Source organism: Streptomyces sp. NPDC001220 (assembly GCF_053597895.1).
The window spans coordinates 37,835-52,387 of record NZ_JBSFJE010000012.1; the positions used below are offsets into that span (position 1 = coordinate 37,835).

The window sequence follows — 14,553 nt, forward strand, 5'->3', positions numbered from 1 at the left end:
CCATGAACAACTCCGTAAGCAACACCGCCCGGTTGCTCTGGGCGGGCCTGCGTGCCCTCCTCGTGCTGACCCTGGTGACGGGCGTCGTCTACCCGCTGGTCGTCACCGGCATCGCCCAGGCCGCGTTCAGCGGCAAGGCGAACGGCTCCGAGGTCAAGGCGGACGGCAAGGTCGTCGGCTCGTCCCTGATCGGGCAGTCGTACAACCTGCCGCTGAAGAAGGGTCAGGAGACCCCGGACGCGGCCCTGCAGTGGTTCCAGGGCCGCCCGGCCAACGGGCTCGGCAGCAACAGCATCAACACCAAGTACACGTTGATCCTCTCGGGTGCGACCAACCTCGCCGCCGACAACAAGGTCCTGATCCAGCAGGTGAAGGACGCCAAGGCCGCGGTCGTCAAGGACAACTCGGTGCCCGGCCACCCGGTCACGCCCGCCCAGGTGCCGGCCGACGCCGTCACCTCCTCGGGCTCCGGCCTGGACCCGGACATCTCCCCGGCCTACGCCGAGCTCCAGGTCCACCGGGTCGCGGCGAAGAACCACCTCTCCGTCGCCCAGGTGGAGAAGCTGGTCAAGGACCACACCGACGGCCGCACCCTCGGCTTCATCGGTGAGCCCCGGGTGAACGTCCTCGAACTCAACATCGGGCTGAAGGAACTGATCAAGGGCAGCTGATGACCCGAGTGCTGGTCGTGGAAGACGACCCCCAGCTCGTACGGGCACTCGTGATCAACATGCAGGCACGCCAGTACGGAGTGGACGCGGCGCCCGACGGCGCCACGGCCCTCCGGCTGGCGGCCGCGCGTCAGCCGGACGTGGTGATGCTCGACCTCGGACTGCCCGACATGGACGGGGTCGACGTCATCAAGGCGCTGCGCGGCTGGACCCGTGTACCGATCCTGGTGCTGTCGGCACGGCAGGCCTCCGACGAGAAGGTCGCCGCGCTGGACGCGGGCGCCGACGACTACATCACCAAGCCGTTCAGCATGGACGAACTCCTCGCCCGGCTGCGGGCGGCTGTGCGCCGTACCGAGGACGTGCCGCTCGCCCCCGAGACCACCCTGGTGGAGACGGACGACTTCACCATCGACCTGCTCGCCAAGAAGGCCCTACGCGCCGGCCGCGACGTACGGCTCACCCCCACCGAGTGGCATCTGCTGGAGATCCTGGTCACCAACCCCGGCCGGCTCGTCACACAGAAGCACCTGCTGCTCGAGGTGTGGGGGGTCACCCAGAGCAACAAGACCAACTACCTGCGGGTCTACATGGCCCAGCTCCGCCGCAAGCTCGAGGCGGATCCCTCCCACCCCCGATACCTGATCACCGAGCCCGGCATGGGCTACCGCTTCGAAGGATGACATGGCACGCGGCAGGCTTCGGATCTACCTCGGCGCGGCACCCGGCGTGGGCAAGACCTACGCCATGCTCTCCGAGGCCCACCGCAGGATCGAGCGCGGCACCGACTGCGTGGTCGCGTTCGTCGAGCACCACGACCGGCCGCGCACCGAGGTGATGCTGCACGGCCTGGAGGAGATCCCGCGCAGGGAACTGGAGTACCGGGGCGCGGTGTTCACCGAGATGGACGTCGACGCCGTGCTCGCGCGCCGCCCCCAGGTCGCCCTCGTCGACGAGCTCCCGCACACCAACATCCCCGGCTCCCGCAACGCCAAGCGCTGGCAGGACGTCGAGGAACTGCTGGCCGCCGGGATCGACGTCGTCTCCACCGTCAACATCCAGCACCTGGAGTCGCTGGGCGACGTCGTGGAGTCCATCACCGGGGTACGGCAGCAGGAGACCGTCCCCGACGAAGTGGTGCGCCGCGCCGACCAGATCGAGCTGGTCGACATGTCCCCGCAGGCGCTGCGCCGCCGCATGGCGCACGGCAACATCTACCAGCCGGACAAGGTCGACGCGGCCCTGTCGAACTACTTCAGGCCCGGCAACCTCACCGCCCTGCGCGAACTCGCGCTGCTCTGGGTCGCGGACCGGGTCGACGAGTATCTCAACGAGTACCGCAGCGAGCACCAGGTCTCGAAGATCTGGGGCTCGCGGGAGCGGATCGTGGTCGGCCTGACCGGCGGCCCGGAGGGACGCACCCTCATCCGGCGGGCCGCACGGCTGGCCGAGAAGGGCGCCGGCGGCGAGGTGCTGGCCGTCTACATCTCGCGCAGCGACGGGCTCACCTCGGCCTCCCCGAAGGAACTCGCCGTCCAGCGCACCCTGGTCGAGGACCTCGGTGGCACCTTCCACCAGGTCGTCGGCGAAGACGTCCCGGTCGCCCTGCTCGACTTCGCGCGCGGGGTCAACGCCACCCAGATCGTGCTCGGCGTCTCCCGTCGCAGCAGTTGGCAGTACGTCTTCGGGCCGGGCGTCGGCGCCACGGTCGCCCGCGAGTCGGGACCCGATCTCGACGTCCACCTCATCACGCACGACGAGGCAGGCAAGGGGCGGCTCCCGCTGGGGCGTTCGGCACGGCTCGGCCGGTCCCGGATCATCTGGGGCTGGCTGACCGGCGTGCTCGGGCCGGTCCTGCTGACCTGGCTGCTGACCAGTGCCGCACCGGAGGTGGGCCTGGCCAACGACATGCTGCTGTACCTCACCCTGACGGTCGCCGCGGCCCTGCTCGGCGGACTGCTCCCGGCGCTCGCCTCGGCGGCGGTCGGATCCCTGCTGCTCAACTGGTTCTTCACCCCGCCGGTGCACACCCTCACGATCGCCGACCCCAAGAACATCGTCGCCATAGCGATCTTCGTCGGGGTCGCGGTGTCGGTGGCGTCGGTGGTGGACCTGGCGGCCCGGCGCACCCAGCAGGCGACCCGGCTGCGCGCCGAGTCGGAGATCCTCTCCTTCCTCGCCGGCAACGTGCTGCGCGGCGAGACCAGCCTGGAGGAGCTCCTGGAGCGGGTGCGGGAGACCTTCGGCATGGAGTCGGTGGCGCTGCTGGAGCGGGCGGACGACGTGACACCGTGGACCTGCGCCGGCAGCGTCGGGCCGCGGCCCTGCCGGACACCGGAGAACGCGGACGTCGACATGCCGGTCGGCGACCATATGACGCTCGCCCTGTCCGGACGGGTGCTGCCGGCCTCCGACCGGCGCGTGCTGGCCGCGTTCGCCGCCCAGGCGGCCGTCGTGCTCGACCGGCAGCGGCTCCGGCAGGAGGCGGACCAGGCGAAGGAGCTGGCGGAGGGCAACCGGATCCGTACCGCGCTGCTGGCCGCTGTCAGCCACGATCTGCGCACCCCGCTGGCCGGCATCAAGGCCTCGGTGTCGTCGCTGCGTTCGGACGACGTGGAGTGGTCCGAGGAGGACCGGGCCGAGCTCCTGGAGGCGATAGAGGCGGGCGCCGACCGGCTGGACCTCCTGGTGGGCAACCTGCTCGACATGTCCCGCCTGCAGACCGGCACCGTCAAGCCCATAGTCCGCGAGGCCGACCTGGACGAGGTGGTGCCGATGGCACTCGGCGGGGTCCCCGAGGACAGCGTCGAGCTGGACATCCCGGAGACGCTGCCCATGGTCCACGTCGACAAGGGGCTGCTGGAGCGGGTCGTGGCCAACGTGGTCGAGAACGCCGTCAAGTACAGCCCCGCGGACACGCCCGTGCTGGTGAAGGCCAGTTCCGTGGCCGACCGGGTGGAGGTGCGGGTCGTGGACCGCGGGCCCGGCGTCCCGGACGAGGCCAAGGAGCGCATCTTCGAGCCGTTCCAGCGGTACGGCGACTCGCCGCGCGGCGCCGGGGTCGGTCTCGGTCTGGCCGTGGCCCGGGGGTTCGCGGAGGCGATGGGCGGCACACTGACGGCCGAGGACACGCCGGGCGGAGGGCTCACGATGGTGCTGGGCCTGCCGCCGGCGCCGGGCCGGAGACCGGGGCGGCCGGATCTCTCGGCCGCGGTGACGTCGTAGGGTCCGGTCCGCCGCGGTGACGTCGTAGGGCCCGGTCCGCATCTGACCTCGTCGGGTCTGGTCCGCCGCACCGACGCCCACACGTGTCAGGACGACAACTGCCGTACGCTCATCGGCAGATGCCAGCTGTTGCGGCGGTGTGCCGACGCCAGCGCGTCCTCCAGCGGGGACGGCGGTATCGCGAGGACCGGACAGTGCGCGTGGGTCAGGCAGTAGCGGGTGACGCGGCCCGAGAAGGCCCGGTGCCAGCCGCGCCGGCCCGCGCCGACGACCAGGACGTCGTCGTCCCGGTCCGCCGTCTCCACCAGGGCCAGGCCGGGGGTGGCGCGGACGACGAGACCGTGCAGCGGCACGCCGGCCGGCGTCGCCTCGCCGAAGACCTCGCCGAGCACGACCAGCAGCCGCCGGCGGGCCAGCCGCTGCCACTCCTCGACCAGCGCCGGCGGGGTGGGGGAGTGACGCGCCGCCAGCTCACCGCCCGGCGGCTCCCAGGCCAGCACCGGCCACAGCTCGGCTTCCCGCCTTCGGGCCTCCGCCGCCGCGCGGCGCAGGGCAGTGACGCTGCCCAGCGAACCGCTCACACCGACGACGACCCGACCGGATGTGCAGGTGTCGTAACCGGACATGTATCCACCGTACTTCCGCAGCGGACCCCGGGCGTGTCCCGGGGACGGACCGCCTCCATGACACTCCCCGGAGCCGCGCGCGGGCCAGCCCGGCAGCCGCTTCTTGGCACGCCTCTGACGCCCGCGACCAGCATCGGCGGCCCTTCCGTCAGCGTCCCGTCAACGTCACCGCGATCACCGTCAGCGTCCCGTCATGAGGCATCCAAGGACCGCCGGGGGCGGCCATAGCTTCTTGGGTGAGCCCCGGTCGGCCTCCCCGCTTCCGGGGCACCAGCTCTTTCCTGTACCAGGAGGCATCCCATGCCAGAACTCTTGTGCGGTGACGATCCGGAGCCTTCCGATCGCTCCCCGGCCGGACCCCTGTTCGTACCGGTCCGGCCGGGACCCGCGGGATGTGCGGCCCGTCTGTTCCGCACTCCGCTGGGCGAGCGCACCGCCGTCGGTTTCACCTCGGCCCGCGCACTCGCCGCGACGCTCGGCCCCGACCAGGCCTGGATCCGGCTCGCCGAGCCCGCGCTGCGTGCTCTGACCGCACCGCTCGGCGTCACCACCGTCACGGTCGACCCCCAGTTGTCCGCACCGGCCCCGACGCCGGTACGACCGCTCGCGCCCGTCGCCGTGCCCCTGCGGATCGTCCGAACCGCCTGAACCGTCTGAGAGGGGAGCGGTCGATGACCACCCTGCACGAACCCGTCCTCACCACCACGCCCGCCGATCTGTCGGTGTGGCCCGCCTCCACCACCGAGCCCAGGGCCGGCGACCTGGCCGTGGGCGGTGTCCCGCTCGCCGAGGTCGCCGACCGCTTCGGCACGCCCGTCTACGTCCTGGACGAGGACGAGGTCCGCGAGCGCTGCCGCACCTACCGCCATGCCTTCCCCGACGCCGAAGTCCTGTACGCCGCCAAGGCGTTCCTGTGCCGGGCGATGGTCCACTGGACCGAGGAGGAGGGCCTCGGCCTGGACGTCTGCTCGGCCGGTGAGCTGGAACTGGCGGTCACCACCGGGTTCCCGCCGGAGCGGATCGTGCTGCACGGCAACGCCAAGTCCCCGCGGGACCTGGAGACCGCGCTGCGGCTGGGCGTGGGACGGATCGTGATCGACAGTCCGTCGGAGATCGCCCGGCTGGCCGCCGCCGTCGGGCCCGACGGGCACCAGAAGGTGATGGTGCGGGTGGTGCCCGGGATCAGCGCGGGCGGCCACGAGAAGATCCGCACCGGCACGGACGACCAGAAGTTCGGGCTGTCCATCGCCGACGGGTACGCGCAGCACGCCATCGCCCGGATACTGGACCAGCCGCAGCTGGAACTCACCGGACTGCACTGCCACCTGGGCTCCCAGATCACCAGCGTCAAGCCGTACCTCGCGGCGGTGCGCCGGATGGTCGGCCTCATGGCCCGCCTGCACGAGCAGCACGGACTGGTGCTGCCCGAGCTGGACCTCGGCGGCGGACACGGCATCGCCTACCGGCCCGGCGAGGAGGCTCTCGACCTCACCGCCCTGGCCCGTAAGGTACGTGCCGAGCTGACGGAGGCGTGCGCGGCCGCCGGGCTGCCGGTGCCCCGCCTGATCATCGAGCCGGGCCGGGCGATCGTGGGGCCGGCCGGGATCGCCGTCTACCGCGTCCTCGCCGTCAAGAAGACCGGTGACCACACGTTCGTCGCCGTCGACGGCGGGATGAGCGACAACCCGCGGCCCGCTCTGTACGGCGTCCGGTACGCGCCCCGGCTGATCGGCCGCACGAGCGGCGCCGCGCCGGCGCCGGTGACCGTCGTGGGGCGGCACTGCGAGGCCGGGGACATCCTGGCCGCCGACGTCGAACTCCCCTCCGACCTGCGCCCGGGCGACCTGCTCGCGGTCCCGGTGGCCGGTGCCTACCACCTCTCCATGGCCTCCGGCTACAACCTGGTCGGCCGTCCGCCGGTCACCGCGGTCCGGGACGGCCACGCCCGGCTGCTGGTCCGCCGTGAGTCCCTGGAGGACATCCGCCGCCGGGACGTCGGGCTGTAGTCCGGCCCGTCCCCCCGATCCACCTCCGGGCGAGCGACGGCCCGGCCCTCGCCCGGAGGTGTCCCATCCCAAGTCATCACATCGGAACCGCTCCTCCAGAGGCTCCCGGACGGGCCGGCCATCCTCACTCACGCCGGCCGGCCCGTCCGGGCCTGTCACGGGGCGGTCCCGGCGACCGCGGAGGACACTGTTGCCGACCGTCCCACCGGCCGTTGATGGGGTCCCGATGGCGTATGGCCTGGCACGTCGTGAACTGAGACCGAGGGTTCCGCTGCGCCCGGGCGAGGGCGGCAAACACGGTCTGACCAGTCTGCAGGGGCTGGCCGCGCTCTCCCTGGACGCGCTCAGCTCGGTGGCGTACGGCCCCGAGGCGATCGTGCTGGCCCTGGTGGTCGCCGGCACCGGGGCGCTCACCGCCACCCTGCCCATCACCCTGGCGATCACCTTTCTGCTCGCCGCGCTCGTCGTGTCGTACGGCCAGGTCATCGCCGTTCACCCGGACGGCGGCGGCGCCTACGCCGTCGCCAAGACGGATCTAGGCGGCACCGCGAGTCTGCTCGCCGCCGCCAGCCTGGTCGTCGACTACGTGCTCACCGTCGCCGTCAGCCTCGCCGCCGGTGCCGACGCGCTCGCCTCGGCCTTCCCGTCCCTGGGCCACGACAAGCTGCTCGTCTGCCTGATCGGCCTGGCACTGCTGACGGCCGTGAACCTGCGGGGCATCGCCGAGAGCGCCCGGGTGCTGATGCTGCCGACCCTCCTGTTCATCGTGGCGATCCTCGGGGTGATCCTGCTCGGCCTGCTGCGCTCGCACCCGGTCGCCGTCGTCGGCACCGGCCGGCCCGTGCACGCGACCGAGGCGCTGGGCGTGCTGGTGATCCTCAAGGCGTTCTCGTCCGGCTGCTCGGCCCTGACCGGCGTGGAGGCCATCGCCAACGCCGTACCGACCTTCCGGCCCCCCAGCGTCCAGCGCGCCCAGCGCACCGAGCTGATGCTCGGCGGGCTGCTCGGGATCATGCTGATCGGCCTGGCGGTCCTCATCCACCGCGACCACGTGGCCCCCCGCGGCGGGGTGACCGTCCTCGCCCAGCTCACCGCGGGCGCCTACGGCACCGGCTGGCCCTACTACGTCACCAACCTCGTCGTCACCCTGGTCCTGGGCCTGGCCGCCAACACCAGCTTCGGCGGGCTCCCGGTGCTGATGAGCCTGCTCGCCCGCGACCACCGGCTGCCCCACCTCTTCGGCCTGCGCGCCGAACGCCCGGTCTACCGTTACGGCGTGGTGGCCCTCGCCGTGCTGGCCGCGCTGCTGCTGATCGCCACCGACGCCGACACCCACCGGCTGCTGCCGCTCTTCGCCATCGGCGTCTTCATCGGCTTCACCCTGAGCCAGACCGGCCTGGTCCGGCACTGGGCGACCCAGCGGCCGCCCGGCTGGAAACGCCGGGCGCTGATCAACGGCACCGGCGCCCTGCTCACCACCCTGGCCGGCGTCATCCTGCTGCTCACCAAGTTCCTCGGCGGCGCCTGGGTGGTCGTGATCGCCGTACCGCTGCTGATGCTGCTGTTCGCCCGCATCGAGCGCTACTACACCGCCGTGGGCCAGGAACTGGGCCTCGGCCGCACCCCGCAGCCGCCGCCCCGGCACACCGGCAGCCTGGTGATCGTGCCGATCGGCGAGGTCAGCAAACTCGCCCGGCACGCCCTGGGCGCCGCCCTCGCCCTCGGCGACGAGGTGGTCGCCGTCGCGGTGCACGCCGACCCGGTCAGGTCCCGTGCGCTGGAGGAGGCCTGGGACCGGTGGAACCCCGGAGTGCGCCTCGACATCGTCAACAGCCCGCACCACTCGCTGGTGCAGCCGATCGTCGACTACGTGCAGCGGGCTGCGGAGGGCGGCCGCCAGGTCGCCGTCCTCATCCCGGAGGTGGAGCCGAAGCACCGGCGCTACGAGATCCTGCAGAACCAGCGCGGCCTGCTCCTCGCCACCGTCCTGCGGGCCCGCACCGACGTCGTGGTCTGCCTGCTCCCCTACCGCCTGAAGCTGTAGTACACCCGCCTTGTCGGGCCCCGGACACCCCCTTACAGTGCGCTTCGTAATGTTCGCCGACCTTGCCGAAACTTTCGGCGACGGCTGCGGAGGGGCACGCACATGCGGACGTACGACAACCCGGTCATCCCCGGCTTCCACCCCGACCCGAGCGTGTGCCGGGTGGGGGAGGACTACTACCTGGTCTGTTCCAGCTTCGAGTACTTCCCCGGCGTTCCGCTCTTCCACAGCCGGGACCTGGTGCACTGGCGGCAGCTCGGCAACGTGCTGGACCGGCCGGGTCAGTTGGCGCTGCCGGACGGGACGCCGGCCTCGGGCGGGGTGTACGCCCCGACGATCCGGCACCACGACGGGCTCTTCCACGTCGTGACGACCCACGTCGGCGCGGGTGGCAACTTCCTGGTCACCGCCGAACGCCCCGAAGGACCCTGGTCCGACCCGGTGTGGATCGACGTCCCCGGCATCGACCCCGACCTCGCCTGGGACGAGAACGGCGACTGCTGGTGCGCGGTGGCGGGGGTGGCGGTGGCCCGGATCGACACCCGGACCGGGAAGGTGCTGGAGGGGCCGCTGCCGATGTGGTCCGGGACCGGGCTGCGCGACCCCGAGGCGCCGCACCTGTACCGGGTCGGCGAGTGGTGGTACCTGCTGGTCGCGGAGGGCGGTACCGCGCTCGGGCACGGGGTGTCCGTGGCCCGCGCCCGCTCGCCGCGCGGCCCCTGGGAACCCTCGCCGGGCAACCCGCTGGTCTCCCACCGGGGCACCTGGGAGCCCGTCCAGTGCACCGGCCATGCCGACCTGGTCCAGGCCGCCGACGGCAGTTGGTGGGCGGTGCTGCTCGGCACCCGGCCGCGCGGCTGGTTCCCGGAGTTCCACGTCCTCGGCCGGGAGACCTTCCTGGCTCCGGTGGAGTGGGCGGACGGCTGGCCGCGCATGGGACGGGTGCGGGAGCGGGAGCAGGCCCCGGCGGTCTGGCATCCGGTCGAACAGCCGCCCGTACGGGACGACTTCACGGCCGCCGTCCTCGCGCCGCACTGGATCTCCCCGCGCAGCCGGCCGGACGGCTCCTGGTCGCTGACCGAACGGCCCGGGTGGCTGACGCTCACGGCCACCGGGGACAGCCTCGACCGGGCCGGGCACACCTTCGTCGGCCGCCGCCAGCAGCACCCGGACTGCCGTGCCGCCGCGCTGCTCGACCCGGGCTCGGCACGCGCGGGTCTCTCGGTCCGTATCGACGAGGCCCACCACTACGACCTGGAGGTGAACGGGGGCACGGTGCGTGCGGTCGCCCGGATCGGGCCGCTGCGGCAGACAATCTCCGAACACCCCGTACCAGCAGGGCCGGTGACCCTGGTCGTCGAGACCCGCACGACCGGGGCCGGCCGCGGAGGGCCCGACGCCGTGACCCTCTCGGTCGAAACGTCCGACGGTGTCGTTCGGCCGGCCGAACTCGACGGGCGGTATCTCTCCACGCAGGTGGCGGGCGGGTTCACCGGCCGGGTCATCGGTATGTACGTCACCGAGGGCCGGGCCGCCTTCGACTGGTTCGCGTACGCGCCCATGAGCTGATGCGCGACACCTTGACGCTCCTGATGCGCCTTTCTAGAGTCGCCGTTCGGAACGTTCGGTGAAATTGTCGAATGTTTCGAAAACGGCGACCCGAGAGCACCACCGAACCAGGACGGCGTCGGTCGTCCCGTATCCCAAGGAGCGCATCATGGGCGACCCGGCACTGTCCCGACGCGGTTTCCTGGCGGCCACCGCGGCCGCCGGACTGGGCATGACCGCCCTCAGCGGCTGCGGCGGCGACTCGGACGGAGGCTCGTCGGGGGGGAACACCACCATCGAGTGGTGGAACATCTCCACGACCAACCCGACCAAGGGCGTGTGGGCCGCCCTCGCCAAGAAGTTCGAGGCGCAGAATCCCAAGGTCAAGGTAAAGATCGTGCAGTTGGAGAACGACGCCTACAAGTCGAAGATGACGGCCCTGATCGCCTCCGGGAAGCTCCCCGACATCTTCCACACCTGGGGCGGCGGAGTCCTTCAGCAGCAGGTCGACGCCGGGCTCGTCAAGGACCTCACCGACCCCACCAAGTCCTGGGCCTCGGGGCTGCTCCCGGTCGCCAAGGAGCCGTACCTCATCGGCAACAAGACGTACGGCATCCCCTTCGACATCGGCATGGTCGGCTTCTGGTACAACAAGGCGCTCTTCAAGAAGGCCGGCATCAGCACACCCCCCACCACCTGGAGCGCCTTCCTCGACGCCGTGAAGAAGCTGAAGGCCGCCGGTGTCACCCCGCTCGCGCTGGCCGGCAAGGAGAGCTGGACCGGCATGTACTACTGGGCGTACCTGGCGATGCGCACCGCCGGGATCGCGGCCCTCAAGAAGGCCGACGAGGACAAGGACTTCACCGGCGACGGGTTCGTCCAGGCCGGGCAGCACCTGAAGGACCTGGTCGCCCTGGAGCCGTTCCAGAAGGGCTTCCTGGGCGCCGCCTACTCCAGCCCGACCGGCCAGGCCGCCACCGTCGGCAACGGCAAGGCCGCGATGGAGCTGATGGGCCAGTGGGCCCCGGTCGTCGAGGCCGACGCCGGCAAGGGCGTCGGCGCGAACCTGGGCTTCTTCCCGTTCCCGGCCGTGGAGGGCGGCGAGGGCACCATCACCGAGGTGTTCGGAGGCGGCGGCGGACACGCGCTGCGCGCCGACGCCCCACAGGCGGCCGTCGACTTCCTGAAGTTCTTCGCCTCCGAGACCACGGACGCCGAACTGGTGAAGAAGACCGGCGTGCTGCCCGTCGTCCCCGCCGCCGAGAGCGCGCTGACCGACGCCAACCTGAAGCTCGTACAGACCCAGTTGAAGGCCGCCACCGGCTTCCAGCTCTACCTCGACCAGGCGTACGCGCCCGCCGTCGGCCAGCAGGTCAACGACAGCGTCGCCGGGCTGATCGCCGGGTCCAAGTCGCCCGGGGACGTCACCCAGGCGATCACCAAGACCGCGAAGGAAGAGCAGTAGGCCGGCCGATGACCTCGACCTACCTGTCCGACATGCGGTCGGGACCGGACGCCCCGCCCGAGCCGCCGCCGTCCGCCGACCGGAGCCGATCCCGGCGCCGGCTGCTGCACTGGCTCACCGCGATGGGCTTCCAGCTGCCCGCCCTGGTGCTGTTCGGCGTGCTCGTCCTGCTGCCGATCCTGTTCGCGGTCTACGCCTCGTTCTTCCGCTGGGGCGGCTTCGGCATGCCGTCCGACTACACCGGCACCGACAACTTCACCCGGCTCTTCCAGGACGACGTCTTCCTCGGCGACCTCTGGCGCTGTCTGCTCCTGGTGCTGCTCTCACTGGCGCTGCAACTGCCGTTCGCGCTCGCCATGGCGGTCCTGCTCAACCAGAGGATCCGGGGCCGGGCCGTCTACCGGATGCTGTTCTTCGCGCCCTACGTGCTGTCCGAGGCGATCACCGGTGTGCTGTTCGGCATGATCTTCGCGCCCGACCAGGGGCTCGCCGACCACGTGCTGGGCGCCATCGGGCTCGGCGGCCTCGGCGGGGAGTGGTTCTCCGACCCCTCCACCGTGATGGCCACCCTCTTCCTGGTCATGACCTGGAAGTACTTCGGCTTCCACATGATGCTCTACCTGGCCGGACTCCAGTCCATCCCGGCCGAGTTGACCGAGGCGGCGACCGTCGACGGCGCGAACCCCTGGCAGCGCTTCCGCCACGTCACCCTGCCGCTGCTGGCCCCGACCCTGCGGATCAGCGTCTTCCTGTCGGTCATCGGCTCCATCCAGCTCTTCGACCTGGTCTGGGTGATCACCGCGGGCGGCCCCGACCACCACTCCGAGACCATGGCCGTGACCATGTTCCAGTACGGCTTCAAGCGCTACCAGGTCGGATACGCCAGCGCGATCAGCGTGGTCATGTTCGCCATCAGCCTCGTCTTCGCCCTTGCCTACCAGCGGTTCGTGCTCCGCCGCGACCTGGCGGGCGCGACCACGAACATGAGGGGAGACGGCGCATGAGCGGCCGTAGGACGACCGTCCGGAACCTGCCCCTGCACCTGGTCCTCGTCGTGGTCGGCGCGGTCATGGTCGTACCCCTGCTGTACGCGGTGCTGTCCGGGTTCAAGTCCACCGACGAGCTGTCCCGCAACCCGGTCGGGCTGCCGGACTCCTGGATCGTCTCCAACTACACCGACATCCTCGGATCCGGCGGGTTCTGGCGGCTGGTCGGCAACAGCACGCTGATCGCGGTGGGTACGACCGTGCTGGTGGTCGCGGTGTCGGCGCTCGCGGCCTTCTCCTTCGCGCGGTTCGCCTTCCGGGGCCGTGAGGTGCTGTTCACGGTGTTCACGATCGGGCTGATGTTCCCGTTCGCGGTGGCGGCGCTGCCGCTGTTCCTGCTGCTGCGCTCGATGCACCTGCTGGACAACCCGCTGGGCGTGATCCTCCCGCAGGCCGCGTTCGGACTGCCGATGACCATCATCATCCTGCGCGGCTTCTTCCGGGAGATCCCGGGCGAGCTGGAGGAGGCGGCCACCCTGGACGGCTGCGGTCCCTTCGCCTTCTTCTGGCGGATCCTGCTGCCCATGGCCCGGCCCGCGCTCGGCACGGTCTCCGTGCTCGCGGTGGTCACCAGCTGGAACAACTTCTTCCTGCCGCTGCTGGTCTTCACCGACTCCACCTGGTGGACCATCCCCATCGGCGTCCAGCAGTTCCAGGGCCAGTACTCCGCCGAGTACGCCCGGGTCTTCGCCTATCTGGTCCTCGCCATGGTCCCGGCCCTGGCCTTCTACTCGGTCGCCGAGCGCCAGCTCGTCGGCGGCCTCACCGCCGGCGCCACCAAGGGCTGAATCCGCACTCCCCACTGATCGGAGTCGCACGATGTCCCGCACACGTCTCAGACTCGCCGGTGCCCTCGCGGCCGTGCTGGTGGCCGCGGGGGTGGCCACCGGCCCCGCCGCCCAGGCCCACGGCCGGCCGCCCACCCTCGCCGAACTGGCCCAGCGGCACGGCCGTTACTTCGGCAGCGCCACCGACAACCCCGAACTCACGGACACCGCCTACACGAAGATCCTCGGCACCGAGTTCGACATGATCACCCCCGGCAACGGAATGAAGTGGTACGCCACCGAGCCCCAACAGGGCGTCTTCGACTGGACCAACGGCGACCAGATCGTCAACTCGGCTCGCAGGAACCACCAGCGGGTGCGCGCCCACACCCTGGTCTGGCACAGCCAGCTGCCCGACTGGCTCACCTCCCGCGCGTGGACGGCCACCGAACTGCGGGCGGTGCTGAAGAAGCACATCCAGACCGAGGTACGGCACTACCGGGGCAAGGTCTACTCCTGGGACGTCGTCAACGAGGCCTTCAACGAGGACGGCAGCTACCGCGACACCCTCTGGTACAGGACACTCGGCCCCGGCTACATCGCCGACGCGCTGCGCTGGGCCCACCAGGCCGACCCGCACGCCAGGCTCTACCTCAACGACTACAACATCGAGGCCACCGGCCCGAAGAGCGACGCCTACTACGCGCTCGCCCAGGAGCTGAAGGCGGCGCACGTGCCGCTGAACGGCATCGGCTTCCAGGCCCATCTCGCCCTCCAGTACGGCTATCCGGCCACCCTGGAGGAGAACCTCCGCCGCTTCTCCCGGCTCGGCCTGGACACCGCGCTCACCGAGGTGGACGTCCGGATGGAACTGCCGGCCACGGACGAGAAGCTGGCCGAGCAGGCCACCTGGTACGCCGATCTGGCCAAGGCCTGCCTGGCGGTCCGGCACTGCGTGGGCATCACGGTCTGGGACTACACGGACAAGTACTCGTGGATCCCGGCGTTCTTCCCGGGTGAGGGGGCGGCCCTGCCCTGGGACGAGCAACTCGCGCCCAAAGCGGCCTACTTCGCGCTGCGCCTAGCCCTCGGTTACAGGGGGTGATCACCCCTGGACGCACGTCGGGGCCGGTGCGCACCATGTGTGTGCGTCCG

General features: G+C 71.2%; 12 protein-coding genes. 11 read left to right on the top strand and 1 reads right to left on the bottom strand.

Annotated elements, in window-relative coordinates:
• Positions 1-2: 2 nt before the first annotated feature.
• From ACWDGI_RS27240 to ACWDGI_RS27250, 3 genes are read left to right on the top strand one after another with little or no spacing between them, the layout of a single operon-like run.
• Complete coding sequence (locus ACWDGI_RS27240) at positions 3-671, top strand: potassium-transporting ATPase subunit C (RefSeq protein ID WP_450763263.1); 669 nt, start codon at positions 3-5, stop codon at positions 669-671.
• Positions 671-1,354 carry a response regulator gene (locus tag ACWDGI_RS27245; protein ID WP_450763265.1) on the top strand — a complete coding sequence of 228 codons (684 nt, stop codon included), beginning with the start codon at positions 671-673 and terminating at the stop codon, positions 1,352-1,354. The genes ACWDGI_RS27240 and ACWDGI_RS27245 overlap by 1 nt, the downstream gene beginning before the upstream one ends.
• 1 nt (position 1,355) lies before the next feature.
• Positions 1,356-3,896, top strand: coding sequence for an ATP-binding protein (locus tag ACWDGI_RS27250; RefSeq protein WP_450763267.1), 2,541 nt, complete (start codon positions 1,356-1,358; stop codon positions 3,894-3,896).
• 86 nt (positions 3,897-3,982) lie between these two features.
• On the opposite strand, the gene ACWDGI_RS27255 is transcribed toward ACWDGI_RS27250, so the two are convergent.
• Positions 3,983-4,522 carry a universal stress protein gene (locus ACWDGI_RS27255; protein ID WP_450763269.1) on the bottom strand — a complete coding sequence of 180 codons (540 nt, stop codon included), beginning with the start codon at positions 4,520-4,522 and terminating at the stop codon, positions 3,983-3,985.
• A gap of 300 nt (positions 4,523-4,822) precedes the next feature.
• Between ACWDGI_RS27255 and ACWDGI_RS27260 the strand changes: the two genes are divergently transcribed.
• The 8 genes from ACWDGI_RS27260 to ACWDGI_RS27295 all read left to right on the top strand — a co-directional run bounded on the left by ACWDGI_RS27260 (position 4,823) and on the right by ACWDGI_RS27295 (position 14,503).
• Positions 4,823-5,170 (top strand): SAV_915 family protein, encoded by a 348-nt coding sequence (locus tag ACWDGI_RS27260; RefSeq protein ID WP_450763271.1) that lies wholly within the window; start codon positions 4,823-4,825, stop codon positions 5,168-5,170.
• Between the two features lie 23 nt (positions 5,171-5,193).
• Positions 5,194-6,528: a diaminopimelate decarboxylase gene (gene lysA / locus ACWDGI_RS27265; protein ID WP_450763272.1), complete on the top strand. Its 1,335-nt coding sequence runs from the start codon at positions 5,194-5,196 to the stop codon at positions 6,526-6,528.
• A 226-nt stretch (positions 6,529-6,754) separates the two neighbouring features.
• On the top strand, positions 6,755-8,572 hold the full coding sequence (locus tag ACWDGI_RS27270) for an amino acid permease (RefSeq protein WP_450763274.1): 1,818 nt from the start codon (positions 6,755-6,757) through the stop codon (positions 8,570-8,572).
• Between the two features lie 102 nt (positions 8,573-8,674).
• Positions 8,675-10,141: a glycoside hydrolase family 43 protein gene (locus tag ACWDGI_RS27275; RefSeq protein ID WP_450763276.1), complete on the top strand. Its 1,467-nt coding sequence runs from the start codon at positions 8,675-8,677 to the stop codon at positions 10,139-10,141.
• 148 nt (positions 10,142-10,289) lie between these two features.
• On the top strand, positions 10,290-11,585 hold the full coding sequence (locus ACWDGI_RS27280) for an extracellular solute-binding protein (protein ID WP_450763278.1): 1,296 nt from the start codon (positions 10,290-10,292) through the stop codon (positions 11,583-11,585).
• Between the two features lie 8 nt (positions 11,586-11,593).
• Positions 11,594-12,589, top strand: coding sequence for a carbohydrate ABC transporter permease (locus ACWDGI_RS27285; RefSeq protein WP_450763280.1), 996 nt, complete (start codon positions 11,594-11,596; stop codon positions 12,587-12,589).
• Positions 12,586-13,419 carry a carbohydrate ABC transporter permease gene (locus ACWDGI_RS27290; protein WP_450763282.1) on the top strand — a complete coding sequence of 278 codons (834 nt, stop codon included), beginning with the start codon at positions 12,586-12,588 and terminating at the stop codon, positions 13,417-13,419. Before ACWDGI_RS27285 ends, ACWDGI_RS27290 begins: the two co-directional genes overlap by 4 nt.
• A gap of 31 nt (positions 13,420-13,450) precedes the next feature.
• Positions 13,451-14,503, top strand: coding sequence for an endo-1,4-beta-xylanase (locus ACWDGI_RS27295; protein ID WP_450763284.1), 1,053 nt, complete (start codon positions 13,451-13,453; stop codon positions 14,501-14,503).
• The last annotated feature ends 50 nt before the right edge of the window (positions 14,504-14,553 follow it).

Excerpts from the sequence above, each read along its gene's own strand:
- ACWDGI_RS27270 (WP_450763274.1), top strand. The coding sequence starts at position 6,755 with ATGGCGTATGGCCTGGCACGTCGTGAACTGAGACCGAGGGTTCCGCTG.
- lysA (WP_450763272.1), top strand. The coding sequence starts at position 5,194 with ATGACCACCCTGCACGAACCCGTCCTCACCACCACGCCCGCCGATCTG.
- ACWDGI_RS27295 (WP_450763284.1), top strand. The coding sequence starts at position 13,451 with ATGTCCCGCACACGTCTCAGACTCGCCGGTGCCCTCGCGGCCGTGCTG.
- ACWDGI_RS27280 (WP_450763278.1), top strand. The coding sequence starts at position 10,290 with ATGGGCGACCCGGCACTGTCCCGACGCGGTTTCCTGGCGGCCACCGCG.
- ACWDGI_RS27290 (WP_450763282.1), top strand. The coding sequence starts at position 12,586 with ATGAGCGGCCGTAGGACGACCGTCCGGAACCTGCCCCTGCACCTGGTC.
- ACWDGI_RS27240 (WP_450763263.1), top strand. The coding sequence starts at position 3 with ATGAACAACTCCGTAAGCAACACCGCCCGGTTGCTCTGGGCGGGCCTG.
- ACWDGI_RS27260 (WP_450763271.1), top strand. The coding sequence starts at position 4,823 with ATGCCAGAACTCTTGTGCGGTGACGATCCGGAGCCTTCCGATCGCTCC.
- ACWDGI_RS27255 (WP_450763269.1), bottom strand. The coding sequence starts at position 4,522 with ATGTCCGGTTACGACACCTGCACATCCGGTCGGGTCGTCGTCGGTGTG.
- ACWDGI_RS27250 (WP_450763267.1), top strand. The coding sequence starts at position 1,356 with ATGGCACGCGGCAGGCTTCGGATCTACCTCGGCGCGGCACCCGGCGTG.
- ACWDGI_RS27275 (WP_450763276.1), top strand. The coding sequence starts at position 8,675 with ATGCGGACGTACGACAACCCGGTCATCCCCGGCTTCCACCCCGACCCG.
- ACWDGI_RS27245 (WP_450763265.1), top strand. The coding sequence starts at position 671 with ATGACCCGAGTGCTGGTCGTGGAAGACGACCCCCAGCTCGTACGGGCA.
- ACWDGI_RS27285 (WP_450763280.1), top strand. The coding sequence starts at position 11,594 with ATGACCTCGACCTACCTGTCCGACATGCGGTCGGGACCGGACGCCCCG.